Source organism: Aliidongia dinghuensis (assembly GCF_014643535.1).
GTDB classification, from domain to species: Bacteria; Pseudomonadota; Alphaproteobacteria; order ATCC43930; family CGMCC-115725; genus Aliidongia; species Aliidongia dinghuensis.
In genome coordinates this window covers 73,890-97,653 of record NZ_BMJQ01000015.1, presented here as the reverse complement: position 1 = coordinate 97,653, position 23,764 = coordinate 73,890, and the positions used below count along the sequence as shown (strand labels likewise).

The 23,764-nt window shown below is 66.2% G+C and carries 21 protein-coding genes; 14 read left to right on the top strand and 7 right to left on the bottom strand.

The features are described 5' to 3' along the window. Nucleotides 1-73: 73 nt before the first annotated feature. Nucleotides 74-1,021 (bottom strand): N-acetyl-gamma-glutamyl-phosphate reductase, encoded by a 948-nt coding sequence (argC, locus tag IEY58_RS25230; RefSeq protein ID WP_189050926.1) that lies wholly within the window; start codon nucleotides 1,019-1,021, stop codon nucleotides 74-76. A 329-nt stretch (nucleotides 1,022-1,350) separates the two neighbouring features. Here argC and dnaN point away from each other — a divergent pair, with 329 nt between their 5' ends. From dnaN to gyrB, 6 genes are all read left to right on the top strand, one after another. Next, nucleotides 1,351-2,469, top strand: coding sequence for a DNA polymerase III subunit beta (dnaN, locus tag IEY58_RS25225; RefSeq protein WP_189050925.1), 1,119 nt, complete (start codon nucleotides 1,351-1,353; stop codon nucleotides 2,467-2,469). A 325-nt stretch (nucleotides 2,470-2,794) separates the two neighbouring features. Further along, complete coding sequence (locus IEY58_RS25220; protein WP_189050924.1) at nucleotides 2,795-3,232, top strand: TerB family tellurite resistance protein; 438 nt, start codon at nucleotides 2,795-2,797, stop codon at nucleotides 3,230-3,232. A gap of 41 nt (nucleotides 3,233-3,273) precedes the next feature. After that, nucleotides 3,274-3,522 (top strand): hypothetical protein, encoded by a 249-nt coding sequence (locus IEY58_RS25215; RefSeq protein WP_189050923.1) that lies wholly within the window; start codon nucleotides 3,274-3,276, stop codon nucleotides 3,520-3,522. An 11-nt stretch (nucleotides 3,523-3,533) separates the two neighbouring features. Next, nucleotides 3,534-4,268 carry a TerC family protein gene (locus IEY58_RS25210; RefSeq protein ID WP_308422452.1) on the top strand — a complete coding sequence of 245 codons (735 nt, stop codon included), beginning with the start codon at nucleotides 3,534-3,536 and terminating at the stop codon, nucleotides 4,266-4,268. A gap of 193 nt (nucleotides 4,269-4,461) precedes the next feature. Further along, on the top strand, nucleotides 4,462-5,736 hold the full coding sequence (recF, locus tag IEY58_RS25205) for a DNA replication/repair protein RecF (RefSeq protein WP_189050922.1): 1,275 nt from the start codon (nucleotides 4,462-4,464) through the stop codon (nucleotides 5,734-5,736). A 138-nt stretch (nucleotides 5,737-5,874) separates the two neighbouring features. Beyond that, the gene (gene gyrB / locus IEY58_RS25200) at nucleotides 5,875-8,349 is read left to right on the top strand and encodes a DNA topoisomerase (ATP-hydrolyzing) subunit B (RefSeq protein ID WP_189050921.1); all 2,475 of its coding nucleotides are present in this window, start codon (nucleotides 5,875-5,877) and stop codon (nucleotides 8,347-8,349) included. A gap of 264 nt (nucleotides 8,350-8,613) precedes the next feature. Here gyrB and IEY58_RS25195 read toward each other — a convergent pair whose 3' ends face one another. Beyond that, complete coding sequence (locus IEY58_RS25195; protein ID WP_189050920.1) at nucleotides 8,614-9,177, bottom strand: TetR/AcrR family transcriptional regulator; 564 nt, start codon at nucleotides 9,175-9,177, stop codon at nucleotides 8,614-8,616. A 113-nt stretch (nucleotides 9,178-9,290) separates the two neighbouring features. Here IEY58_RS25195 and IEY58_RS25190 point away from each other — a divergent pair, with 113 nt between their 5' ends. The 5 genes from IEY58_RS25190 to IEY58_RS25170 all read left to right on the top strand — a co-directional run bounded on the left by IEY58_RS25190 (nucleotide 9,291) and on the right by IEY58_RS25170 (nucleotide 16,116). After that, the gene (locus tag IEY58_RS25190; RefSeq protein WP_189050919.1) at nucleotides 9,291-10,703 is read left to right on the top strand and encodes an amidase; all 1,413 of its coding nucleotides are present in this window, start codon (nucleotides 9,291-9,293) and stop codon (nucleotides 10,701-10,703) included. Between the two features lie 719 nt (nucleotides 10,704-11,422). Continuing rightward, nucleotides 11,423-12,421, top strand: coding sequence for a LacI family DNA-binding transcriptional regulator (locus IEY58_RS25185; RefSeq protein ID WP_189050918.1), 999 nt, complete (start codon nucleotides 11,423-11,425; stop codon nucleotides 12,419-12,421). Further along, nucleotides 12,418-13,965 (top strand): sugar ABC transporter ATP-binding protein, encoded by a 1,548-nt coding sequence (locus IEY58_RS25180; protein WP_229743941.1) that lies wholly within the window; start codon nucleotides 12,418-12,420, stop codon nucleotides 13,963-13,965. Before IEY58_RS25185 ends, IEY58_RS25180 begins: the two co-directional genes overlap by 4 nt. Then, nucleotides 13,965-15,020, top strand: a complete 1,056-nt coding sequence (locus tag IEY58_RS25175) for an ABC transporter permease (protein WP_189050917.1) — start codon at nucleotides 13,965-13,967, stop codon at nucleotides 15,018-15,020. Before IEY58_RS25180 ends, IEY58_RS25175 begins: the two co-directional genes overlap by 1 nt. 100 nt (nucleotides 15,021-15,120) lie before the next feature. Continuing rightward, a complete protein-coding gene (locus IEY58_RS25170; RefSeq protein WP_189050916.1) occupies nucleotides 15,121-16,116 on the top strand; it encodes a substrate-binding domain-containing protein in 996 nt (331 codons plus the stop codon). Between the two features lie 353 nt (nucleotides 16,117-16,469). Here the strand turns inward: IEY58_RS25170 and IEY58_RS25165 are convergent, their stop codons facing one another. After that, a complete protein-coding gene (locus IEY58_RS25165) occupies nucleotides 16,470-17,945 on the bottom strand; it encodes a DEAD/DEAH box helicase family protein (protein WP_189050915.1) in 1,476 nt (491 codons plus the stop codon). A gap of 529 nt (nucleotides 17,946-18,474) precedes the next feature. Between IEY58_RS25165 and IEY58_RS25160 the strand changes: the two genes are divergently transcribed. The 3 genes from IEY58_RS25160 to IEY58_RS25150 all read left to right on the top strand — a co-directional run bounded on the left by IEY58_RS25160 (nucleotide 18,475) and on the right by IEY58_RS25150 (nucleotide 19,998). Next, nucleotides 18,475-18,621 (top strand): hypothetical protein, encoded by a 147-nt coding sequence (locus tag IEY58_RS25160; protein WP_189050914.1) that lies wholly within the window; start codon nucleotides 18,475-18,477, stop codon nucleotides 18,619-18,621. Between the two features lie 274 nt (nucleotides 18,622-18,895). After that, nucleotides 18,896-19,291 (top strand): DUF6197 family protein, encoded by a 396-nt coding sequence (locus tag IEY58_RS25155; protein WP_189050913.1) that lies wholly within the window; start codon nucleotides 18,896-18,898, stop codon nucleotides 19,289-19,291. A gap of 350 nt (nucleotides 19,292-19,641) precedes the next feature. Next, nucleotides 19,642-19,998 carry an Mth938-like domain-containing protein gene (locus IEY58_RS25150; RefSeq protein WP_189050912.1) on the top strand — a complete coding sequence of 119 codons (357 nt, stop codon included), beginning with the start codon at nucleotides 19,642-19,644 and terminating at the stop codon, nucleotides 19,996-19,998. A 438-nt stretch (nucleotides 19,999-20,436) separates the two neighbouring features. Here the strand turns inward: IEY58_RS25150 and IEY58_RS25145 are convergent, their stop codons facing one another. From IEY58_RS25145 to IEY58_RS25130, 4 genes are all read right to left on the bottom strand, one after another. Further along, nucleotides 20,437-20,643, bottom strand: coding sequence for a DUF6494 family protein (locus tag IEY58_RS25145; protein ID WP_189050911.1), 207 nt, complete (start codon nucleotides 20,641-20,643; stop codon nucleotides 20,437-20,439). Between the two features lie 448 nt (nucleotides 20,644-21,091). Then, nucleotides 21,092-21,301, bottom strand: a complete 210-nt coding sequence (locus IEY58_RS25140) for a cold-shock protein (RefSeq protein ID WP_189050910.1) — start codon at nucleotides 21,299-21,301, stop codon at nucleotides 21,092-21,094. Between the two features lie 243 nt (nucleotides 21,302-21,544). Beyond that, entirely contained in the window at nucleotides 21,545-22,576 is a 1,032-nt protein-coding gene (locus tag IEY58_RS25135; RefSeq protein ID WP_189050909.1) for a fatty acid desaturase, read from the bottom strand. Nucleotides 22,577-23,118: 542 nt separating this feature from the next. Then, nucleotides 23,119-23,493, bottom strand: coding sequence for an eCIS core domain-containing protein (locus tag IEY58_RS25130; RefSeq protein WP_229743940.1), 375 nt, complete (start codon nucleotides 23,491-23,493; stop codon nucleotides 23,119-23,121). Nucleotides 23,494-23,764: the final 271 nt, after the last annotated feature.

Genomic DNA, 23,764 nt, shown 5'->3' with positions numbered 1-23,764 from the left:
CGCGCGGCGCGGCGTGGATCCCCGGGACAAGCCCGGGGAGATGACGATTTTTTACCGCAGGAGGCGCGGGCGGCTAAGCCCGCGCCAGCCCCAGCATCAGGTCCATGTTCTGGACCGCGGCGCCGGAGGCGCCCTTGCCGAGGTTGTCGAGGCGTGCCACCAGCGTCGCCTGGCCGTGGCCCGGATGGGCGAACACGAACAACTCCAGCATGTCCGTGCCGTTCAGCACCTCGATATCGAGATGGCCGAGGCTGCCCTTGCTCGTCTCGACGTACGGCAGCACGCGCACCAGGCGCTGGCCGCGATAGTAGTCGTCGAGGATCCGGTGCAGGTCGGGGCCCGCCACCGGCTTCGCCAGTGCGCGGAGATGGAGCGGTATGGCCACCAGCATGCCCTGGCGCCACGCGCCGACTGACGGCAGGAAGATCGGCCGGTGGGCGAGGCGGCTGTGCACCTGCAGCTCCGGCACGTGCTTGTGCTCGAGATTGAGGCCGTAATAGCGGAGCGCGCTCGCGTCCTCGCCCGGCGGATTGCTCTCGTAGGATTCGATCAGTTTCTTGCCGCCGCCGGAATAGCCCGAGGTGGCATGGACCGAGACCGGATAATCGTCGCCCAGCACTTGGGCCTCGACGAGCGGGCGCAGCAGCGCGATGCCCCCGGTCGGATAGCAGCCGGGATTGGAAACGCGCTTCGCAGCCGCGATGCGCTCGGCATGGCCGGGTGCCAGCTCGGCGAAACCATAGACCCAGTCCGGATGGGTGCGGAACGCGGTGGACGCATCGAGCAGGCGGGTCGGGCCGCCCTCGGCCATGGCAGCCGCCTCGCGCGAGGCGTCGTCGGGCAGACACAGGATCGCGAGGTCGACCTCGTTCAGCACCCGGCGGCGTGCGGCCGGATCCTTGCGCGAGTCTGCCGGCAGGCTGACGATCTCGATATCGGTGCGGCCGGCCAGGCGTCGATGGATCTCGAGTCCCGTCGTGCCCGCTTCGCCATCGATGAATACCGTCGGTCGTGTGGTCATGGCGCTGATCCCGCGAATTTCCCGGTGGAGGATCGTCCCGAGTCGGACGTTAAGCCGCACTCGATGACAGGCATATTATCAACCTTCACCCCCGGGACCACATCGCGGACCGCAACCATGCTGTGTCCCAAGCGCTCATCACCGGCCGCGATCACGGCAAACCCGGGGCCGCCCGCATGCAATCCGCATGCGCCGGCCGCAAAAACTATGTTATACGAACCGTCCGTGGGGAACGGCCGCAAGGGCCGATACCGACGGGTCGGTCCGCTTTCTGGTCCGTCTGTAGTAACCTCGGCTAATGGGCGCCCCTTGGTACGATTCCAGACACCATGAAGATCACGATTGAACGCGCGGCGCTGCTGCGCGCCCTCGGCCACGTCCAGAGCGTCGTCGAGCGCCGGAATACCATTCCCATCCTGTCGAACGTGCTGCTGCGCGCGGAAAGCGGGCGCCTCAGTCTCTCGGCGACCGACATGGACCTCGAGGTGGTCGAGGTCGTGCCGGCCCAGGTCGCGCGCGAGGGCAAGACTACGGCCCCGGCGCACACGCTCTACGACATCGTGCGCAAGCTCAAGGACGGTGCCCAGGTCGAGCTCGACGCGAGCGGCGACCGCGGCGCCTTGACGCTCCGCTCCGGGCGCTCGACCTTCACGCTCGCCTGCCTGCCGGCGGAAGACTACCCGGTCATGTCCGGTGGCCCGCTCGCGCATGAGTTCCTGCTCGCGGCGAACGATCTTAAGGGCCTGATCGACCGGACGCGTTTCGCGATCTCGACCGAGGAAACGCGCTACTACCTGAACGGCATCTACCTGCACGCGGCGCAGAGTGCCGAGGTCGACGTGCTGCGCGCGGTCGCGACCGACGGCCATCGCCTGGCGCGCGTCGACGTGCCGTTGCCCGAGGGGGCGAAGGGCATGCCGGGCGTGATCGTGCCGCGCAAGACGGTGCAGGAGTTGCGCAAGCTCCTGGACGAGACCGACCAGGCGGTGCGCATCGAACTCTCCGAGACCAAGATCCGCTTCGATTTCGGCGACGGTGTTTTGACCTCGAAGCTGATCGACGGCACGTTCCCGGACTATGACCGGGTCATCCCGGCCGGCAACGACAAGATCCTCGACGTCGCGACCAAGCTGTTCGCCGAGGCGGTCGACCGCGTCTCGACCATCTCGACCGAGAAGAGCCGGGCGGTGAAGCTGGCGCTCGACCAGGGCAGCCTCGTGCTGTCGGCGACCAGCCCCGAGAACGGCACGGCGTCGGAAGAGATCGAGGTCGGCTATCAGCACTCGCCGATCGAGATCGGTTTCAACTCGCGCTATCTTCTGGACATCGCCCAGCAGATCGAGGGCGAGGATGCGCAGTTCGTGATGGCGGACGCGGCGTCGCCCACCATCCTGCGCGATGCGCGCGACCATTCGGCGCTCTACGTGCTGATGCCGATGCGCGTCTGAGCGCCCATGGCGTAGATCTGCAAAGAGGCCCCGGCAACGGGGCCTCTTTCGTTTCAGGGTCTTGACGGGCGCCGGGCGCGGGCCCACGTGACGAGCGTCAAGAATTGATCCGGGCCCCTCTGGCGAGGACGCCGACTTCGGTTGTCGGCCAACCTCGCGATGTCGGATCACCCCCGAGTCTCCGGCGCTTTGGGCGCGCGAGACCGGTCGATGTCGTGGGCCCGAGGATCCAAACCCAGCACTCCTCTCTCTCGAATCGACTGGTCCGGGGCGTTCGCGATGCGCCGGAGCAAGGGGCGTCCCCAACGAGAGGAGTTCCCCCTTGATGTCGACGCATCGTGACCGCAGCCCGTCGGACCTGAGCCGGGCGCATCAGGATTATCGCGAGGAAGAGCTGCTGGACGCGCTTGTCACCGCTGCGGCGCTGGTTGCCCGCGCTGACGGCTGGGTCGAGCCGGCCGAGCGTCGCCAATTCCTCGATTTCCTGAAGCAGCACGGGCTGCTCGCTGCCTTCGCCGAGGCCGAGGTCATGGACATCTTCGAGGGCCGGCTGCGCCAGCTCGGCGAGCCGATGGGCGTCGCGGCCGCGGTCGCCAGCCTCGAAGCCTTGGCCGGCCGGGCGCCGGCGCGGCTCGTGCGCGAGCTCGCTGAGCTGATCGCGGTGTCGGACGATCACCTGCACCACCGGGAGCTGCAGATCCTGCGGCTCATCCGCGTGGCGCTCGGCCCGCGGGCGGCGCATGTGGCGGGACTCGACGCGTGACGCCTTCGCCCGACCCAGCAGTCGACCGGCGGATTGATCTGATGATCGACCGTCTGCCGGATCGCCTCAGCCGTCCGTTGCATTGGCTGCGCCGGCCCGGCTCGCGCTGGGCCCGGCTGCCGGCCGGCGTGGCGCTGGTCGTCGGCGGCCTGCTCAGCATTCTGCCGGTGCTCGGGCTGTGGATGCTGCCGCTCGGCCTCTTGCTGCTGGCCGAGGACCTGCCGCCACTGCGCCGGCCGCATTGGATCGGCGGGCTGCACGCCGAGCTGGATCACCGAAAGCAACCTTAAGGATAACGTTCGTGACCGACCCGCAGCTTTGGGCGAGCCTCCTCAGCCTGACGGCGATGGAGATCGTCCTTGGCATCGACAATCTGCTGTTCGTGGCGATCCTCGCCGGCCGGCTGCCGCCGGCCGAACGGGCATCGGCGCGCCTCATCGGCCTCGGCCTGGCGCTCATCGCCCGGCTGGCGCTGCTCGCGTCCATCGCCTGGCTCATGGGGCTGACGGCGACGCTGTTTAGCGTGGGCGACCATCCGGTGTCCTGGCACGACCTGGTGCTCGTCGCCGGCGGCCTGTTCCTCATCTACAAGGGCACGACCGAGATCCATCATCGGCTGGAGGGCGAGGGGAGCGAGGCGTCGCGGACCCATGCCCGAGCGAGCTTCGTCGGCATCCTCCTGCAGATCGTTCTGCTCGACGTCGTCTTTTCGATCGACAGCGTCGTGACCGCGGTCGGCATGGCCGGCGAGCTCTGGATCATGGCCACGGCCATGGTGCTCGCCATGCTCGTCATGCTGGGCGCGTCGGGGCCGGTATCGGGCTTCATCAATCGCCATCCGACCGTGAGGATGCTGGGGCTGAGCTTCCTTCTGCTGATCGGCACGACGCTCGTCGCCGATGGTGCGGGCTTCCATGTGCCCAAGGGGTATATCTATGTGGCCATGGGCTTCTCGATCGCCGTCGAGAGCCTGAACCAGCTCGCCGCGCGCCAGCGGGGCTCAGCGGGGCCCTCGCGTGCACGCGCGCGCGATTAAGCTTCTGATCCGGGGGCGGGCAGTGTAATCTCGCGTGATTCGAGTCCGTGCCGATGACCGGGCGGAGCAAGACGGATTCCTGCGGGGTTCCCCCAAGCCTTGATCAGAGTTTGCATTGATCCGAGACTGCCCGCCTGTATCCGTGCACCCGCCGTCGTCCAGTGACCCCGCCCCTCGATTGGACAATGCCTTGATGCCCGACGGTATCGCCGGATTGCCCTCGACTCCGGTCGAGGCCGCTCCCGCCGCGTGTCCTGCGAACGGCGCGCCGGTGGCTGTGCTCAGGCTCGACCTCACCGATTTCCGCTCATACGCGTCGGCCCGGCTCGAGGTCGATGCGCGGGCGGTCGTGCTGACCGGCCCGAACGGCGCCGGCAAGACCAATCTGCTCGAAGCAGTCTCGTTCCTGGCGCCGGGGCGCGGGCTGCGCCGGGCGCGTCTGGCCGAGATCGACCGGCGGCCGGAACTCACCGGGGGCGAACCGGACGGCGAGGATCCAGGTGGCGCGCATCCCTGGGCGGTCGCGGCCCGGCTCGCGACGCCGGACGGGCTGGTCGCGATTGGTACCGGGCGCGACGGCTCGAGCGAGTCGGGCGACCGGCGCCTCGTCCGGGTCGACGGCCAGGCGCTCAAGGGGCAGGCCGGGCTCGCGGGTTATCTCAATCTCGTCTGGCTGACGCCGCAGATGGACCGGCTGTTCCAGGAAGGGGCGTCGCCGCGCCGCCGCTTCCTCGACCGGCTGGTGTTCGGCTATCACCCGGACCATGCCGAGCGCCTCGCCGCCTATGAGCGGGCGCTGCGCGAACGGGCGAAGCTGTTGCGCGCCGGCGGGGCCGATCCGCAATGGCTCGCCGTGCTGGAGGAGACGCTGGCACGCGAGGGCGTCGCCATCGCGGCCGCCCGCCGCGAGATCACGGAACGGCTCGATGCCGCCGCGGCCCGGCCTGCCACGATGCGCCCGGCGACCGTCGGTCAGCCGGGCGCCTTCCCGGCGCCGCGGCTCGGGCTCGACGGCGGCATCGAGGGCTGGCTCGACGAGATGCCGGCGCTCGCTGTCGAGGATCGGCTCAAGGCGGAGCTCGCGGCCCACCGCCGGCTCGATGCCGAGATCGGCGGGGCTGCGGTCGGCCCGCACCGCACCGACCTCAAGGTGCGCCACGCGGCCAAGGGCGCCATCGCGGCCGAATGCTCGACCGGCGAGCAGAAGGCGCTGCTGATCGCGATCGTGCTGGCCCATGCGCGGTTGCAGACCGGGGCCAAGGGCACGGCGCCGGTCCTGCTGCTCGACGAGGTTGCGGCCCATCTCGACCGGACGCGCCGGCGGGCCTTGTTCGATGAGATCGAGGCGCTGGGCAGCCAGGCGTGGCTGACCGGCACCGACCGCGAGCTGTTCGCCGAGCTCGGCGGCCGCGCCGACTTCCTGACCGTCGCCGACGGCATGATCCAGCATGATGCGCCTCATGCCTGATCGCTGAGTTTGTCGATCGCCGGCTTCCGCAGGCATCTTTGCCCCGGCCTCGCCCGAATTTCGTTCCAGCCTATCCCTTCGACGTCCCATGCCCTCCCGGCCGGTGGCGTCCAAAGAGCCTCAAAGAGAATAGCGACCATGAGTGAGCCCGTTCCCCATCAAGACCCGTCGGCCGAGCAGTACGGCGCAGACCAGATCAAGGTGCTGCGCGGCCTCGACGCGGTGCGCAAGCGGCCGGGCATGTATATCGGCGACACCGACGACGGCTCGGGCCTGCACCACATGGTCTACGAGGTTGTTGACAATGCGATCGACGAGGCGCTCGCCGGCTGGTGCGACACGGTTGAGGTGACGCTCAATCCCGAGGGCTCGGTGACCGTGCGCGACAACGGCCGCGGCATCCCGACCGACGTGCACAAGGAGGAGGGCGTGTCGGCCGCCGAGGTCATCATGACCCAGCTCCATGCCGGCGGTAAGTTCGACCAGAATTCCTACAAGGTGTCGGGCGGCCTGCACGGCGTCGGCGTGTCGGTGGTGAACGCGCTGTCGAGCCGGCTCGACCTGCGCATCTGGCGCGGCGGGCAGGAGCACGCCATGAGCTTCGAGCACGGCGATGCGGTCTCGCCGCTCGAGATCGTGGGCCAGGCGCCGATGATGCCGGCCGACAGCAAGCGCGCCGGCGAGCCGCGCACCGGCACGGAGGTGACGTTCCTGCCGTCGACCGAGACCTTCACCAAGACCGAGTTCGACTACGCGACCCTGGAGCACCGCCTGCGCGAGCTCGCGTTCCTCAATTCCGGTGTCACGCTCGTGCTGACCGATGCGCGCACGGCCGAGCCCAAGGCCGTCACCATGTTCTACGAGGGCGGGCTCGAGGCGTTTGTCGCCTATCTCGACAAGGCGAAGCAGCCGCTGCATACGCCGGCGATCGTGGTCGCGGGCGAGCGCGACGGCATCACGGTCGAGGTTGCGATGCAATGGACCGACTCCTACCACGAGTCGATGCTGTGCTTTACCAACAACATCCCGCAGCGCGACGGCGGCACGCATCTCGCGGGCTTCCGCGGTGCCTTGACCCGCACCATCAACGCCTATGCGCTCGAAAGCGGCATCGCGAAGAAGGAGAAGGTGGCGCTGACCGGCGACGATGCGCGCGAGGGGCTCACCTGCGTGCTTTCGGTCAAGGTGCCGGACCCGAAATTCTCGTCGCAGACCAAGGACAAGCTGGTCTCGTCCGAGGTGCGCCCGGTGGTCGAGGCGATCGTCGGCGACAAGCTGCAGCAATGGTTCGAGGAGCATCCGGCCGACGCGAAGCGCGTCATCGCCAAGGCGGTCGAGGCGGCGGCCGCGCGCGAGGCGGCCCGGAAGGCGCGCGAGCTCACCCGGCGCAAGGGCGCGCTCGACTTCGCCAACCTGCCGGGCAAGCTCGCCGACTGCCAGGAGCGCGATCCGGCGCAGTCCGAGATCTTCCTGGTCGAGGGCGACAGCGCCGGCGGCTCGGCAAAGCAGGGCCGCAACCGCAAGTTCCAGGCGATCCTGCCGCTCCGGGGCAAGATCCTGAATGTCGAGCGTGCGCGCTTCGACAAGATGCTGTCGAGCCAGGAGATCGGCACGCTTATCACGGCACTCGGCACCGGTATCGGGCCTGACGATTTCAATGCCGAAAAGACGCGCTATCACAAGATCATCATCATGACGGACGCCGATGTGGACGGCAGCCACATCCGCACGCTTCTCCTGACCTTCTTCTTCCGCCAGATGCGCGAGGTCGTCGACCGCGGCTATCTCTACATCGCCCAGCCGCCGCTCTATCGGGCGAAGCGCGGTTCGTCGCAGGCGGTCTATCTGAAGGACGACGCGGCGCTCGACGAATATTCAATCACCTCCGGCTTGAACGGCGCGGTGCTGGTGCAGGCCGACGGCCAGCAGCGCGGCGGCAACGACCTGCGCGATCTCGTCGACCGGGCCAGGGCCTGCCGCAGCTGGGTCGAGCCGCTCGCGCGCAAGATCGGCAGCAAGGACCTGGTCGAGCAGGCGGCCATGGCCGGCCTGTTCGCGCCTGGCGCGTTCTCCGATCCGGAGCAGGCGGCCAAGGCCGCGGCCGAGACCGCGCGCCGTCTGGGTCAGCTTGCCGAGGAGGGCGAGGAACCCTGGGCAGCCGCGGTCGTCGAGGGCGAGGGCGTCGGCTTCAGCCGCGTCGTGCGCGGGCTGCAGCAGCGCTTCGTGATCGACCCGATCTCGGCCAAGAGCCAGGAAGCCCGCCGGCTCGACGAGCAGCGGCCTTATCTCCTGGGCACCTTCGCGGCACCCGCGACACTGCAGGCGCGCGACACGGAGACCAGGATCCCGGGCCCGACCAAGCTGCTCGACACGGTCGTCGAGTTCGGCCGCAAGGGCGTCGAGGTCCAGCGCTACAAAGGCTTGGGCGAAATGAACCCGGACCAGCTCTGGGAAACGACGCTCGACCCGAACGCACGCGCGCTGCTGCAGGTCAAGGTCAGCCACGAGGATTCGGCTGAGGAGGCGTTCTCCACGCTGATGGGCGACATCGTCGAGCCCCGGCGCGACTTCATCCAGTCGAACGCGCTCAACGTGTCGAACCTGGACGTTTGAACCTCTTTTGTGACGAGGGCCAGGCTTTACTCTTCGCAATTCCCGAAAGCTGCCAGTCCGCTCTCGGCCCGTCAAAGCTGAAGATCGGCCGGGCGGCAGAGCGCCCTGTGTTGTCGTTCGTCGCTTATCGAGCCCGTCCTGTGAGCGGACATTCATGGCAGTCACGAACGTCGGCAACTCGTTCGCCAAGGTCTCGGCGGAGCATGAGCAAGAGCTTGGGTGCCCAGGCCTATATGCTCGCATCGGCTAGGAAGATCCCCCTTTCTACGCCAACAGAAGCCCCACCACGCGATAGCTTTCGATCAACGCGTCAAACAGCGAGATGTCCGCGCGACTCCTCGCCATGAGCTGAGCGCCGGCGACGGCAGAGAAAATGGCGCGAGCCCGTTGTTCGCTTTCCTCGGGACCGACCACGCCGGCAGCGGAAAGCACCTTGCTCAGCCAAGCCACGTTCACATCAGCAAAGGCCTGGACCTCCTTTTTCACCGGGTCCGGAAGGTCGTCGTATTCGGCAGACATGAAACTGCAGAGGCAAAGCCGATTCCCGCTCTCAAGCGACCTACGAAAAATTTGCGGGTACCGGCGCAAACAGCCGACCGGATCGGATGTTTCCATCAGCATGGCGTCGAGATCGCCCATTGTGTCCTCCCAATAGCGCCGCGCCACCGCTGCGCCGAGGTCGGCCTTGCTCGGGAAATGATGGTAGATGCTCGCGGCCTTGATACCGACCTCCTCGGCGAGATCGCGAAAATTCAGCCCGCCGTAGCCGTGCGCCTGCGCACTCTGTCTGGCGGCCGCCAGGATCGCTTCCTTGGAGTTTATGCTCATCTCAATACCTTAACCGTCAACGCTCATCAGTCTACCATGTGTTAGGTAGGGCTTGATCGAGGAAATAAAAGCCCCATCTCCGGCCTACCAAGTGCTAGGTAGGAGATGCAGCCATGAGCAAAGAGATCATCTTTTTCGACGCGACCAAGCTGGCCGAACTGATCCGCACCCAGGAGGTCTCGCCGGTCGAGGTCGTGCAGGCGCACCTCGATCGCATCGATGCGGTGAACCCCAAGATCAACGCGATCGTCACAGTCGCCGACGGCGTGCTCAAAGCCGCGAAGGCGGCGGAGGCAGCGGTGCTGGCGGGCGAGGAGCTCGGCCCGCTGCACGGCGTCCCCTTCACGGTGAAGGATTCGATCGATACCGCAGGGGTGCTGACCCAGCGTGGTTCGCCGATCTTCAAGGGGCGCGTTCCCGACACCGACGCGACCAGCGTGGCGCGCATGAGGAAGGCGGGCGGTATCCTGCTCGCGAAGACGAACCTTCCCGAATTCTCCTACTGGATCGAAAGCGACAATCTGCTCAGCGGCAGGTCGAACAACCCCTGGGATCTCGAGCGCACGCCGGGCGGCTCGAGCGGCGGTGAATCGGCGGCGATCGCCGCGGGCATGTCGCCGATCGGTCTTGGCACCGATCTCGCCATCTCGGTGCGCGGACCGGCGGCGCAAACCGGCATCGTCTCCCTCAAGGCGACGCATGGTCGCGTGCCGATGACGGGCATCTGGCCGCGCGTGCCGCGTCGCTTCTGGCATGTGGGTCCGATGGCGCGCACTGTCCGCGACCTGGTGCTCGCGTTCTCGCAACTCGCCGGACCTGACGGCCTGGATGCCTTCGCCACGAGTACCGTCCAGTTCGATGCCGGAGCCGGGCGCTCGCCCCATCGTCAGCTCCGGGTAGGCTGGCTGGTCGAGCCCGGCTTCGGGCCGGTGGACCCCGAGGTCGCTGCTACGGTGAAGGCGGCCGCCGAGGCGCTCAAGGGCGTCGGCTGTTTCGTGGAGCCGGTGCGCATCCCGGCGCTCGAACGCGACTTCGCCCTCGACGTGTTCAACAGACTTCACGTGATGGAAATGAAGCCCGCGTTCGCGGAAGCCACCGCCGGACGCAGCCAGGACGAGCTCTACAAGATGGCCAAGACCATGCTCGCGCTGCCCGACACGTCGATGGAGGACTACATCGACGCCGAGCAGGCGGCGGAGCGGCTGCGGGACGGTTATGCCGACTACTTCACGCGCTACGACGCGCTGCTCACTCCAGTGCTGCCGCTGCCGGCCCACAAGCATGGCCAAACGGAGTTCACCATCAACGGCCAGACCGTGGACGCCACCTATCTCCAGGGTGCGACCGTGCCGCTCAACGTCACCGGGCTTCCCGGCCTGTCGATGCGGTTCGGCACGAGCAAGGAAGGGCTGCCGATCAACGTGCAGTTCGTCGGCAAGTGGCTGGCGGAGTCCACGATCCTGCACCTGGCTTCGCTGCTGGAAGGAGTGAGCCCGGTTCGCAACCTCCACCCGGACCTCCGATGAGGAAGTAATGCCGACAATTTTGCTTGTTTGGCGCCAATAAGAAGGCGGTAGTATCGGGCGCAAGGCGCCCGCCCTCGGAATCTACGCCACGTTCATTTCGACGGACGAGTACCCCTCACAATAAATTTTTCGCTGTGAGCCCGGGGTGAATTCCCTGGGCTCAACCAATTTTGCGCAGCCGAGGAATCCGCCGCTCGACGAGCTGCAAGTATCGCTGCTTGCGGGCCCGAGATTTGAACCTGCCACGGCGTTATCCAGCGACGCCAGCCGCAAATCGCTCATCCGCAGAAGCGATCTTGCCGTTCTGACAGCCCTTACAGCGCCAATCGCCTCGGCAGACGTCTGCTTTTCGCTGTCAGCTGCCATAAACCTGCTGTTCCGCCCTCGGCCCGTTCAAGCCGAAGAGCGGCCGGGCGGCAGAGCGCCCTTTGGGGTCGTCGTCCGCCGATCTGGGCGTCTCGAAGGCGGACGTTCCGTCGGACGGCTGCTCGCGCGGCGCGCCTCATTCACGGCTGATTCGGAGTTGAGCCGCGACGGGGCATCGTGCTTCCGGCATCGATCCTCCATCGAATCGATTGCGCAAACGTTTCGATGAGGATAGTTTTCAGTGCAAATGCGGTTGCCGGGCCGAATGGCGGCCGCACTTCGGAGGAATCGTCAAAGGGGGGAAGAGAGCGTGCGAACGCTTGAATCGTGGTCCCGTCGTCGCGCGATCCGCCATGACGACCCTCGCTGAAGTTGCGCGGATGGCGGGCGTCTCCGTCTCGACGGCCTCTCATGTCGTAAACGGAACGCGCTATGTTTCGCCGGGCAAAGCCAAGCTGGTGAACGACGCGATCGCGGCGGTCGGCTATTTCCCGAACACGCTGGCGCGCTCTCTGAAACTGGCTTCGACCAGCAGCGTCGGCTTGGCGATTTCCGCGCTGTCCAATCCCTATTTCAGCGACATCATCTGCGCGGTCGAAGCGGAATGCGCCCGGCTCGGGCTCATGGTGTTCCTCTCCGACACGCAGGACGATCCGGAGAAGGAGATCGCGGTCATCCGCGCCCTGCACCAGCGACGGGTCGACGGCATCATCTTTGCCCCGTCCGCCGCTCCGGGACCGGCTCTCGACTATCTGGCCGAGCGCGGCGTGCCCTGCGTCCTCATCGACCGGATGGCCGATCCGCGCTTCGACCAGATCGGGGTCGACAATTTCAAGGCGATGCAGGCGCTCGTCCATCACGTCGTTTCGCTCGGGCACCGGAATATCGGGTTTGTGGCCGGCCAGCCCGGATTTGCCACGACCGTCGAGCGCATCGCGGGGTTCCACGCAGCCCTCCAGGCCGTAGGCATCCGCGTCAGGCCGGATGCCGTCGTGACGGGCACTGCGACGACGGCCTCAGCGGCCGCAGCCACCTATCGTTTGCTGTCGCAGGCACTGCCACCTTCGGTGATCATCACCGGCAACAACTTGGCGACGATCGGCGTCATGCGGGCGGTGCGGGAACTGGGTCTCGCCGTGCCGGACGACCTGTCGCTGGTCGGCATCGACGATTTCGAATGGGCCGATTTCTTCGAGCCTCGGCTCACGCTCGTCGAGCAGCCCTGCAACGAGCTCGGACGCCAGGCCGCGGCCCTGCTGGTGGAACGGATCGCATCACCGAACGGCATCCGCCGGTCCGTGCGATTGGAGCCGACCCTGCGCCTGCGCGCATCGTGCCGGAGCCTGGTATGACAGAGCCCGGCACGACCGAGCCTGGCATGAGGCCGCCGCTGCTTGCGATGAAGGGCGTGACCAAGCATTTCGGCGGGGTTCAGGCGCTGCGCGGCGTCGATTTCGAACTGAACAGTGGCGAGATCCATGCGCTGCTGGGCGAGAACGGCGCCGGCAAATCGACCTTGATGAACATCCTGTCCGGTGTGCACGCGCCCGATGCGGGCACGCTGATGATCGATGGCACGCCGGTGCGGCTCGCCAACCCGCGTGAGGCCCAGGCCGCCGGCATCGCGACCATCTTCCAGGAACTCGACCTCGTCCCGAGCCTCGACGTCGCCGCCAACCTGTTCCTCGGTCGCGAGATCCTGCGGCCGGGCGGATTTCTCGATGTCGCGGCCATGCGCCGGGAGGCGCGCAAACGGCTGGCCTCGATCGAGCTCGACATCGATGTCGAACGCCTGGTCGGAGACCTGTCGATCGGCCATCGCCAGGTCGTCGCGATCGTCAAGGCTCTCGCCTATGCCTCGCGCGCGCTTGTCATGGATGAGCCCACGGCGGCGCTGACGGTCGGCGAAGTGGACAGATTGTTCGCGATCATGCGCCGGCTCAGCGCCAACGGGGTCGGCATCGTCTATATCTCTCACCGGCTGGAGGAAGTGCCGCAGATCGCCGACCGGGTCACGGTCATGCGCGATGGGCGGATCGTCGGCGTCACGAAACCGGACGCGCCCCAGAGCGAGCTGGTCAGCCTCCTGGTCGGGCGGCCGGCAGACGAGCTCTACCCCGTGCGGGCGACGGCCATCGGGCGCCGGCTGCTGCATCTCAAGGATGCCGGGTTCCGGCCTGCCCGGCGCCGTGCCGGCTGGCAGTGCCCCGAGGCGATCTCGCTCGATGTTCATGCCGGCGAGATCGTCGGTCTCGCCGGCGTCATGGGCGCCGGGCGGACCGAATTGCTGTCGGCACTCTACGGCACCGGGCTCGCCGGGGCGTGGTTCGGCACGGTCGAGATCGACGGCCGCCCGGCCCATCTCAGGTCCATTCGCGCGGCGCGCAAGGCCGGCATCGCCTTCGTCACCGACGATCGGCGCGGCAGCGGCCTCATGCTGCGCATGAGCGTCGGCCGGAATCTCGTCATGTCGGTCCTGGAGCGCGTCTCCCCGGGCGGCTTGATGTCGGCGGCGCGCGAAGCGCTGGCGGTGGCCCAGTCGCTCGGGCAATTCGACATCCGCCCACGGAATCCGGCGATCGCCGTCGGCGCGTTGTCCGGCGGCAATCAGCAGAAGGTGGTCCTGGCCAAGGAAATCCTCGGCAATCCGCGCCTGCTGCTGCTCGATGAACCGACGCGCGGCGTCGATGTCGGCGCCAAGGCGGAAATCTACGCGCGGCTCGCAGCCCTCGCGGCGCAAGGCCTCGGCATCCTCGTCGCGTCGAGCGAAATGCCCGAGCTGATCGGCCTCTGCGACCGCATCGTCGTGCTGCGCGAAGGCCGGAACGTGGCGGAATTCCGCGGCAAGGTCGACGAGCACACCGTGCTCGCCGCAGCAAATGGGAAGGCCGCCTGATGTCCAGCTTGCCTACCACCGAACAACAGACGCCGGCGCGCGACAAGTCGGCGGCGAAACGGCGCGATCCCCTGGCGCTGCTGGTGCGGTTCCAGAGCCTGATCGGCCTCGTCATCGTCGCGATCGGCGGGATCATCTTTTCGCCGCGCCGGCACGGTGAAATTCTCTTTCTGGCGCCCGACAACATCGCCAACATCGTGCGCGCCGTGTCCGAGACCGGCATCATCGCCATCGGCATGACCTTCGTCATCGTCACGGCCGGGATCGATCTGTCGGTTGGCGCGCTCCTGGGCCTGTCCAGCGTCGTCACGGCGACCATGATGATCAACGGCGGCTTCGGGCTGGCGCCGACGATTTTCCTGGTCTTGCTGGCGGGAATCGCGTTCGGCGCCATCCAGGGCACGATCTCGACGCGGTTCCGGCTCGAGGCTTTCATCGTGACGCTGGCCGGCCTGCAGGCGGCCCGCGGACTGGCTCTCGTCGTCTCGGGCAACCAGTACATCAACATTTCCTATGGCGACGGACCGGGCCTCGCCCCGCCGGTCTTCGCCATCCTGGGCGAACGCCTGTTCGACAATGTCGTGCCGGTCGCGACCATCGTGTTCGTGGGTTTCGCGGCCGTCGCCACTCTCGTGCTCAACACGACCCGCTTTGGCCGCTACGTCTTTGCGGTCGGCGGCAACGAGCGCGCGGCGCGTCTCTCCGGCGTGCCGGTCACGGGTGTCAAGATCGCTGTCTATGCCATTACCGGCTTCGCCTCGGCGCTCGCCGGGATCGTGCATGCGGGCCAGTTCAATTTCGGCAGCGCCAACGACGGCGCCGGTTACGAGCTGACGGCGATCGCGGCGGTGGTGATCGGCGGCACCAGCCTGTTCGGCGGCGCGGGCTCGATGATCGGGACCGTCGCCGGCACGATCATGCTGGGCGCGCTCGCCAATGTCCTGCAGCTCAACAACATCACGCCGGCCCTGCAATTGCTCTCGACGGCCGCAATCATCGTGCTTGCGGCCGTGCTGCAATCCCTCGTCCGTCGTCGCGAGGGATTGCTCCGCTGAAGCTGATGGCGAACGGACCTTTCATCCTCGGCTGTTTCCAACCGCTGGAAGGACAATGATCAACGATCGTGCCTCAAGGCACGAAACGGGAGGATGCTCCATGGCAAGCCACGTCGTATTCAAGCGGGCGGCATTTCGGATCCTTTTGCTCGGCGCGCCGTTGCTCACGCTCGGCACTGCGGCGGAGGCGGCCGATCCCCTGGTCAAGGCCTGCTCCAAGACCGACGAGTTCGTGATCGGTTTTTCCCAGGCGAACAATGCCGAGCCCTATCGCCAGCACGTCAACGACGAGCTGACTGCCGCCGCCAAGGCCGTGCCGAATTTCAAGCTGCAGATCGCCGACGGCGCCGGCAACGTGAACACGCAGACCTCGCAGGTCGACAATTTCATCACCCAGAAGGTCGACCTGCTGCTGATCTCGCCCTTCGAGGCCGCGCCGCTCACGCCGGCTGTTCAGCGTGCCATGAAGGCCGGCATTCCCGTCATCGAGCTCGACCGCAAGACCGTCGGGGAGCCGGGCAAGGATTACACAGCCTTCATCGGCGGCGACAATTACAAGATCGCGCTGACGGCGGGCAAATACACGGCGACGAAGCTGCTGCCGAGCGGCGGGCAGGTCGCCGTTCTGGAGGGTTTGCCCAGTTCGACGCCGGCCGTCGAACGGCTGAACGGCTTCAAGGCTGGCGTTAAGGAGAATCCCAAGATCGAGGTCGTGGCCGAGCAGGCCGCCGACTGGCTACCGGACAAGGCGCAGACGGCCTTCGCCGCCATGATCCAGGCCCATCCGGACATCAAGATGGTCTATGCGAGCAATGACATGATGGCTGCCGGCGCACGGCTCGCGGCAAAGGGTGCCGGCAAGGAAGGGCAGATCAAGATCATCGGCACCGACGGGTTGCCCGGTCCGGCCGGCGGCATCCGGGCTGTCGCCGAGGGAGAATGGGCGGCGACGTTCACCTATCCGACCGGTGCCAAGGAAGCGATCGCCATGGCCAAATCGATCCTCCTCGACTGCGCCACGAAGGTCGAGCCGGTCGTCACCGTGGAAACCACGGCGATTACATCCGAGAACGCAAGGAGTCTGATGGGGAAATAGCCCCGATCGACGGGAGCGAGGGCGGAAGCCAGATTGGTTTCCGCTCGACCTTTTTGATCGTGTTCCTGGCTGTTGTGGACCCCGAGGGCGCTGCGGTTGGCGGGTCGGGCTGATCTCACGCTAACATCCGCTTCTTCCGTCGCCATCGCCGAAGCGGCCATTCCGCTACCGGCCCGCCCTCGTCGCAAGCTTAATGTCCGTTACCGCTCTCCAGCCATGTCGGCCGAAGGCAGCAGCCAGCTAAATGGGTTGCGAGCCCAAAGTGCACGTCCGCCGGATTGCGAGGCGTGATCGGGTGAGCCGCCGCGGTTCGTGGCGCCCACGCGCAAACCTGGACAGTATCACTGGGTCCCTCAATCGGCGGTCCTATCCGCGGCAAGTTCATCGATGATCCGAGCGATATCGTCCAGCATATGGGTGTCGTCGCCAGCCATGCCATCCATCGATGCCATCCGACCGATGACGCGTGCCACCACCTTCTCCTCCACGGTGCCTTCGGCGAACGCGTAGTAGATCGTCGCCTGCTGGCCGTCGCGATGGCATCGACCTTCGATCTGCTGAAGCTGAATGCCGCTGTGGCGCATGTCGTGGATGACCAGGGACCGGTCCTTCCCGCCGCCCGGCATTTCGTCCCGGTGCAACGAGATCGACTCGGTCACCGTGAAGATGACGACGTCGAGCTCGCCCGTCTGAAATGCGACCCGCGCCGCCTCGTTGGCATCTCCGTCGCGCTCTCCATTGATCTGGCCCACGCGGCGACCGTCCGCGGCCAGCTTCTCCGCGAGGGCCGCCCCCGTCTCCAAAAAGGCCACGGACACCGCGACCTGGTGTTCCTCGTCGAGCAGGTCTTTCACGAACTCGACGGTACCCGACACCCGCAACAGGCTGGCTTTCTGCCGGAACCGGATGTCGACGACCCGCCCGGTCGGCGTGCGCGTGCTGCCGCCCACCAGGCCGAGCTCCCGGCGGAACTCTCGCCATTTCGCCTCGTACAGTCGTCTGGCTGGACCATCGAGCGCCGTCGGGGCCAACTCACGCTGCACCTCCGGCCAACCGACGATGTCGCTCGGCCGCCGCCGCATGCCGATCGCGTCCGCTCCCCTATAGAGGATGTCGGCCATCACGTTGCGGTCGCGATCGTTGGGTTCCCAGGTCCAGTTCTTCCAGCGTCCCTTCGCCTTTCCGATGCGGAGGCGCTTCATCAGATCGCGGAAGCCGCCGATCGTGTCGGTCGCGCCGCCCACCGCGTGGCCAAGGAGCTTGCCCAGGTAGGACAGCTCGTGCGGCGATTGCCCTGCCGTGGCGCTCAGGTAGACGGCAAACGACGCCGCGTCGGCGACGCGGCGGCACGTGATGCTCTGCTGCGACGCCGGGTTCCTCAGGCGATGGCTCTCGTCGAAGACGACGACGGGCCAGGTTCGCTTGGGGATTCCGAGCTTCGCCAGCTCATTGTTTTTCGCGCGAACGGAGCGCTTCAGGCTCGCGGCAAGCGGCGTGAGCAAAGACTTCGTGCGCTCATAGTTGATGATGGTGACCGACTTCACGGCGGCGCCCGACAGCAGGATGGTCCGGCGCCATTGCGGCATCGCGCCTTTCGGGCAGACGATGAGGACCTCGTCGTCGGGCATCGCGGCGACGGCGAGCCAAACGGACAGGGTCTTCCCCAAGCCGGTCAGGTCGCCGAGCAGGAAGCCGGGGCGTCCCTCGAGGCGAGCTCGGACGATGGCGTCGCGGGCCTCGACCTGATGGGGGCGAGGAACGAAAAACCGACTCCCGCCGGGTCCGGCCGAAAGGTTTTCAACCGCAGTGATCGCAGACGGGATCGTCATGTCACTCCGTAACGCCGTCGGGGTCGGCGGCCCTGGGGGATCGATGCGCGGGATTTCTCGGATCGGCTCGACTGCGGCCGGTGCAACATCCAACGAGAGCTTCGGTTGTCGCAGCAGTGCCGCACGGGTGGCCCCGACGTCGGAGCGCCCTCATTGGACGGTTGTGACTCGGCCGCTTTCTTAAGGATGCCGTAGATGGTGCCGAGGCTGCACCCGTATCCGCGGGCGCTAAAGGTCACAGATTCGCCACGGTTGCGACGCGCGACGATGGTTTCCCATTCGGTCGCTGGGATTATCGAGGTCATGCTGTGGGAGCGTTTTCTTTGAAGGCATGCGAGCACTTGTTACGAATAGTCGAATTACACGCCGCGAGGAACGGGCTTTATATTTCGATTTCCAGTTTCGACCGAGTCAAAGAAATGAATCGCCCCGTATGAGGAATAAGACATTCAGGGTCGGCCAGGTTTTTCGTCCGGCAAGCAGCAGCGTTCATGGGCGCTCTGGATATTGGCGGGTCGCGGATATCTACATGGGGATCGACGGAAGGGAATACGCGAGGCTGGTGAATATCTCCGATCGTACGGAAATCAAGACGGTCGTCGTCAATGCCTTGGCAGATCCACGCCTGTTCACCCCCAAACGAGTTTCGTCGACGGCCGAGGCGGACTTGGACTGACGCTGTGAAGCAGTCCATAGCGCAAGGGGCCATCCCCGTAGCGATGTCGTATCTGGGAGACCTCGCTTTGGAGGGAGCGTCTGCATATCTATTGATAGAGCGCCCCAAGCGAGTGGACCGGCGCCTGTACGTCCGTGGAATGAAGGGGGCCGCGGCACTCGTTGCCATCGCTAGCTACCGCGTGTAACGCCCCGGCGCGCATGGGCTATTGGGAAGCGCGAACCGCCGAACTCCCAGCTCCCCTGACGGGTGCCGCGAGGTCACGGAGGAAGCCATGCCCGTCGATGACGATCGGTTTTGCGAGCGGAACAACGCGCTCGAGAAGCTGGACAAGGTCATCGCGTTGATCGCGACCGAAGACCGCTGGTGCAAGTTCTTCGCGCTCTCCAGCGACGGACGACGATGCCTTTGGGGCGCGCTGTGGGCGGAAGATGCCGCGCCGGCACTCGAAGCGCCCATTCTCCAGGCCGTCGCGCAGGTGACGGGGGGACGCTACGAAAGCATCGACGCGTTCAACGACCATCCCGCCACGACGCATGCGACGGTTCTCGCTGTCCTGCACCGGACGCGCCAAAATCTACGCATGGCAATGTCGCCTTCGGCGCCCCGATATCGCTGGTCGCCTGAGTCTTTCGCCTGGCCTGCTCCCCTTGAAGTCGGCCTCGCTTGAATTTATTCCGCTTCGGTGATGGGCCGCCGGGGCGGCCGCGTGTTGCCGCCTTGGCGGTGTAGGCTTTCAGCCCAGACGATCAAATGCCGGATCCGGCGACCTCGAATCCCCACCCAATAATGCTCCGGAACAGGCCGAGGCGCCTGCTTATGCGGTCACGCCCCTGTGGAGCGAGTGAATAGGCCGACCGAGCAGTGGATCCGAGGGCGCCCCGAGCCCACATGACAACAATCAGGAAGCCGCTGCGGCTCCTCACCCGGCACTGACTTCCTGCGACGAGCGGGGCAGGGCGAAGCCCGCTTTCGCCGCGCCCCGTCGTCCAGTCGCATCGGCAAGCGGAGGGTAGGGCCATGAAGATCGACGGCAGCGAGTTCGGCGCCGTCACGATAGACGGAAAGAGCTACGGCCACGATGTGATCATCCGTCTCTCCGGCGCCGTGGAAAAGCGCAAGAAGAAGCTGTCGAAGAAGTACTACGGGACGTCGCACGTCATCTCGAAAGACGAGGCCAAGTTCGTCTTCGAGAAGGGCTGCGACCTCCTCGTCATCGGCGCCGGCCATGCGGGCAATGTGCATCTGTCCCCGGAAGCCAGCGACTTCTTCAAGAAGAAGGGGTGCAAGGTCACGTTGCAGCCGACGCCGGAGGCGATCAAATCGTTCAACCGAAGCCGGGGCCACAAGGTCGGGCTGATCCACGTGACCTGCTGAAGCGTCGCTGGACGGCCGTCGGCAGCAGCGCACCCGGGCCCTTCAAGCGCGTCCCGTCCACCAGCGTCGGTGGCTTCGGCAGGCCAAGCCGCACCGCCGGCGATGCGGTGACCGGGCATCCGTCCCGATGACGGTTCGCGCCTCCCGATCCCCAATGCGCGCCGGGGCGTTACACCCGGTAGCTGCCGATGACGACGAGTGCCGGGGACCCTTGGATTCCCCGGACTTCAAGGGGTTGGTCTACTCGCTCGGCATCCTCACCCAGCGCGGCGCTCTTACAGTGAGATAGGCAAGCGCTCGCTTCACTGCGAGTCGCCCACCGCAATTTCACGGTGCCACAGGCCAAGCGTCAGACGCCAAAACGCCCACTGATGTGGCCAGCCCGCGTAACGTCGCTTTTCTGCCGCTGCGCAGCCACGAGGGCGGCGGACGACCGCTTCACGCGAGTCCGAGCGTGCCGTCAATCTGGTGCGCAAGACCGATCGCGGGAATGGTCAGTACCATCGTGGCGGAAAGCGTTTCGCTGCCCGTGATCTGGCCGGTTGCGATCGCCCGGCGGATCGCGAGTTCGATCTCACGTTGCGACGTGATGCCGACGATCTTGAGAAACTTGCGTATTTCCATGTTGAGCCGGTCTTCGTCCATCGCTCTCTCCCCGTCCAGGACCGAAAGCGGGTCCGTTGCTACCCCGAGCATGGTGGAGCTCGGCGTTTCTCCCGAGGACGCCCGCCGCGGTGTGCGACCTGCATATCGGCCGTCGGGACCCTGCCGATCGCCTCGCTGGGTTCCGTAGTTTAACGCCTTGATCGGTGTCCCGCGAAATCGCGCTGCGAGCGGCGCTGGTCAGCGCTCGGCTGCCATCGGGCGACCCGCCGCAGGCGTCCCAGCGGTGCCGTCACAAAGTCAGGGACGCGTTATCAGCGGCGGTGCCGGAACGCCTTGCCGAAGAGGGCGCCGCGGTCTCCCGCTCGCGGCCCGCCCAGTTGTCGCCGAACGCCATCGACGACCAGCCTGGAACATGACGGACCGGATACCCGAGAGGGCAAATTCCTGAGCTGCGTGCCCGGGCATGCGCCCGATGTCGTCGCGAAGCTCAGAGAAGCTTGAGGTTCACCGCCGAGGTCTTGCCCTTCTTGGGGTCGCGCTCCTCGTCGAACGACACCTTCTGCCCGTCGTTCAGGCCGTTCAGGCCCGAACGCTCGACCGCGCTGATATGGACGAACACGTCGGCCCCGCCACTGTCCGGCTGGATGAACCCGTAACCCTTCGTCGAGTTGAACCACTTCACGGTGCCGTTGGCCATCTGCTTCTTCCTGTTTTGGGTGGCGTTCCCGCGCACTGAGCGTCGGGCGCTCCCGATCCGAGCAATATGAGAGATGATCTAGCCCGGGTCCACAGTCGGACATCAAGCTTGAATCGATACGACAGGCATTCGCTCGCCGTCTTTCGCCGCGGCGGCACGACCGGCATGGCGGCACGGGCCGTCGCGGCGTCCAGTCGCTCCTGGGCGATCGTCGTGCGAGCGGCGAGGGCTCGTCGAATTTATTCAGGCACCTCGGGCCTGGCCAAATCCCACGAGCTTGCGGGCGTCCTCGTCCCACAGCGCCAAGCGCGTGCATTTCAGGCTGTCCCGGAGAGTGACGCGTTTGGCCGCATGGAGTTCGGGGTTCCGCTCGTGGCATTCGCGCAGGCGATAGTTCGGGACCCGGCTCGAGAGATGATGGATGTGGTGGAAGCCGATATATCCCGTCATCCAGTGCAGCACGCTCGGCAGGTCATAGAAGGAACATCCTTCCAGCGCCGCCGCCTGGTAGTTCCAGCGCGCCGAGGTCTCCCAGTAGGTGTCCTCGAACTGGTGCTGGACGTAGAACAGCCACATGCCGATCGTGGCGGCCAGCAGGATGACCGGCAGATAGCCGAGCAGGAGCGGCTTCAGCCCGATTGTCAGCGCCGCCGCGCCGACGACCGCCGCGATGGCCGCATTGGTGCCGAACACGCTGCACCACTCCCGGAACTGCCGACGCGGATGGCCATCGGGGATGCGGTGGCGGATCAGGAACTGGTAGGTGGGTCCCACCCCGAACATCACGAGCGGATGCCGATAGAGCCGATAAGCGAAGCGGCGAGACCGCGAAAGAGCGAGATACTCGCGCACGGTAAGGGTCGTGATGTCGCCGACACCGCGCCGGTCCAAATTGCCGGACGTGGCGTGGTGGGTCGCGTGGCTCCTGCGCCAGTATTCGTACGGCGTCAGGGTCAGCACGCCCAGAACCCGGCCGAGCAGGTCATTCGCCCAGCGCGGCGCGAAGAACGAGGCGTGCCCGCAATCGTGCTGGATGATGAACAGGCGGACCAGGAGCACGGCTGCCGCGGGCACCAGCGCCAGCGCCGCCGCCGAGCTGTATTCAAGGACCCGGAACATGACCGCCATGAGGGCCAGGAACGGGAGGCCGGTATTCAGCAGTTGCAGGATGCCGCGCCTGGTTTCCGGCTTGGCATAGGGCGCAACGACTTGCCGCAACGCTCGGGACGCGTCACCCGCCGCCGAAATCTCGGCGCCGGACTGGGAACTCAACATGTATGAACAAGCCTTGGCGTGCGCAGCCGAAATGGCAATTCAGTCAGCGCTTTGGGAACCAGCGGGCAAGGCGACAGAATATTCTTCTGATCATCCTCCCATCGACTGTTATCGGCGAGAAAGTGTTAATTGTCGATAAATAATTGCCGCTCATGACACTGAGGCGTGGCCTTGCCCTCGGCCGTTGTCTCGCCGATGAGCTCTCGAAATACAAGGCCAGGTCGGTCTATATTTTAATTTCTCGCTCGCACTCATCGAGATCGGGCGACAATTGGAGATCTGAGCGCGGCCGGACGGCGGCAGTACGCTAGCCAATTTGGGTTGCGCCCAACGATCCGGAATCGTGGCGACGGGGAACTGGGATGCCTCCGCGCGATGCCGTGGTCGTTGGTGACGTGGCGGAGGTAGGCCAGCCGGGTCGGGAAGTCGATCCCGCAGGCAAGACAGGCGGTCGGCGGTCCGCCCTTCCGAGCAGATCGTCTAGCTCCCGCTGCGGCGTGCCGACGCGCTTGTCTGTTCACGGCTTAAATCAGGGGCGGGATCTAGAGTCGGTCGCCCAAGGTTACGGCCTTGGCGCCCATCACATCCGCTTCCTTCGAGAGATCCGCGTCGCTGTTGGCATGGAGCCGGGGCTTGATGGCGCCCTGCTTCTGCTGAACGATATGCCAGGCCTCGTGGGCCAGGTGCCGTTCCTGGCCAGGGGCGACATGGATTTCGGTCCCCCGCGCGAAGGCATGGGCGTTCAAAGCGGCCGGCAGGGGCGAGTTGTAATGCACCGTGACGTCGGCCATCGACACACCCGAGAGGGTTTCGATGCCGCCCTTCAGCCCTGGGGGTAGGGCGACGCCCGGCTTGGCCGCGGGAGTGATGGCCTGTTGCGTCGGGGAATCTTTTGACGTGCTGCTGGGACCAGCCATGTGCGGGGGCCTTTCCATGAGGTGGCGCTATTTTGGCTTGCCGGCCGTTGCTTGCAAGGGTTCTTGGGGGCTCAATTCACACGCGAGGCCCCCTGGTGCGCTCAGCAACCGGCCACTTGTGAAGCGGCGCGGCGCCGGGACCCCGCGCCGATTTGCATTGGTGTGAGCTTGCTCCCGAGCTTGGACCGGCCTCGGCCGGAACTCTGTTGCTTCATCGGGCGGCCAGCTGGCCGGGGTTGCAGGCCGAGGTCATCGCCCATCGCATCGTGAT

Bases quoted from the DNA above. Each gene is read 5' to 3' on its own strand.
- IEY58_RS25185 (WP_189050918.1), top strand. From the start codon at position 11,423: ATGACGACCCTCGCTGAAGTTGCGCGGATGGCGGGCGTCTCCGTCTCG.
- IEY58_RS25190 (WP_189050919.1), top strand. From the start codon at position 9,291: ATGAGCAAAGAGATCATCTTTTTCGACGCGACCAAGCTGGCCGAACTG.
- IEY58_RS25135 (WP_189050909.1), bottom strand. From the start codon at position 22,576: ATGTTGAGTTCCCAGTCCGGCGCCGAGATTTCGGCGGCGGGTGACGCG.
- IEY58_RS25175 (WP_189050917.1), top strand. From the start codon at position 13,965: ATGTCCAGCTTGCCTACCACCGAACAACAGACGCCGGCGCGCGACAAG.
- IEY58_RS25165 (WP_189050915.1), bottom strand. From the start codon at position 17,945: ATGACGATCCCGTCTGCGATCACTGCGGTTGAAAACCTTTCGGCCGGA.
- IEY58_RS25150 (WP_189050912.1), top strand. From the start codon at position 19,642: ATGAAGATCGACGGCAGCGAGTTCGGCGCCGTCACGATAGACGGAAAG.
- IEY58_RS25170 (WP_189050916.1), top strand. From the start codon at position 15,121: ATGGCAAGCCACGTCGTATTCAAGCGGGCGGCATTTCGGATCCTTTTG.
- IEY58_RS25220 (WP_189050924.1), top strand. From the start codon at position 2,795: ATGTCGACGCATCGTGACCGCAGCCCGTCGGACCTGAGCCGGGCGCAT.
- IEY58_RS25160 (WP_189050914.1), top strand. From the start codon at position 18,475: ATGGGGATCGACGGAAGGGAATACGCGAGGCTGGTGAATATCTCCGAT.
- dnaN (WP_189050925.1), top strand. From the start codon at position 1,351: ATGAAGATCACGATTGAACGCGCGGCGCTGCTGCGCGCCCTCGGCCAC.
- IEY58_RS25180 (WP_229743941.1), top strand. From the start codon at position 12,418: ATGACAGAGCCCGGCACGACCGAGCCTGGCATGAGGCCGCCGCTGCTT.
- IEY58_RS25155 (WP_189050913.1), top strand. From the start codon at position 18,896: ATGCCCGTCGATGACGATCGGTTTTGCGAGCGGAACAACGCGCTCGAG.
- IEY58_RS25195 (WP_189050920.1), bottom strand. From the start codon at position 9,177: ATGAGCATAAACTCCAAGGAAGCGATCCTGGCGGCCGCCAGACAGAGT.
- recF (WP_189050922.1), top strand. From the start codon at position 4,462: ATGCCCGACGGTATCGCCGGATTGCCCTCGACTCCGGTCGAGGCCGCT.
- IEY58_RS25215 (WP_189050923.1), top strand. From the start codon at position 3,274: ATGATCGACCGTCTGCCGGATCGCCTCAGCCGTCCGTTGCATTGGCTG.
- gyrB (WP_189050921.1), top strand. From the start codon at position 5,875: ATGAGTGAGCCCGTTCCCCATCAAGACCCGTCGGCCGAGCAGTACGGC.
- IEY58_RS25130 (WP_229743940.1), bottom strand. From the start codon at position 23,493: ATGGCTGGTCCCAGCAGCACGTCAAAAGATTCCCCGACGCAACAGGCC.
- IEY58_RS25145 (WP_189050911.1), bottom strand. From the start codon at position 20,643: ATGGACGAAGACCGGCTCAACATGGAAATACGCAAGTTTCTCAAGATC.
- IEY58_RS25140 (WP_189050910.1), bottom strand. From the start codon at position 21,301: ATGGCCAACGGCACCGTGAAGTGGTTCAACTCGACGAAGGGTTACGGG.
- argC (WP_189050926.1), bottom strand. From the start codon at position 1,021: ATGACCACACGACCGACGGTATTCATCGATGGCGAAGCGGGCACGACG.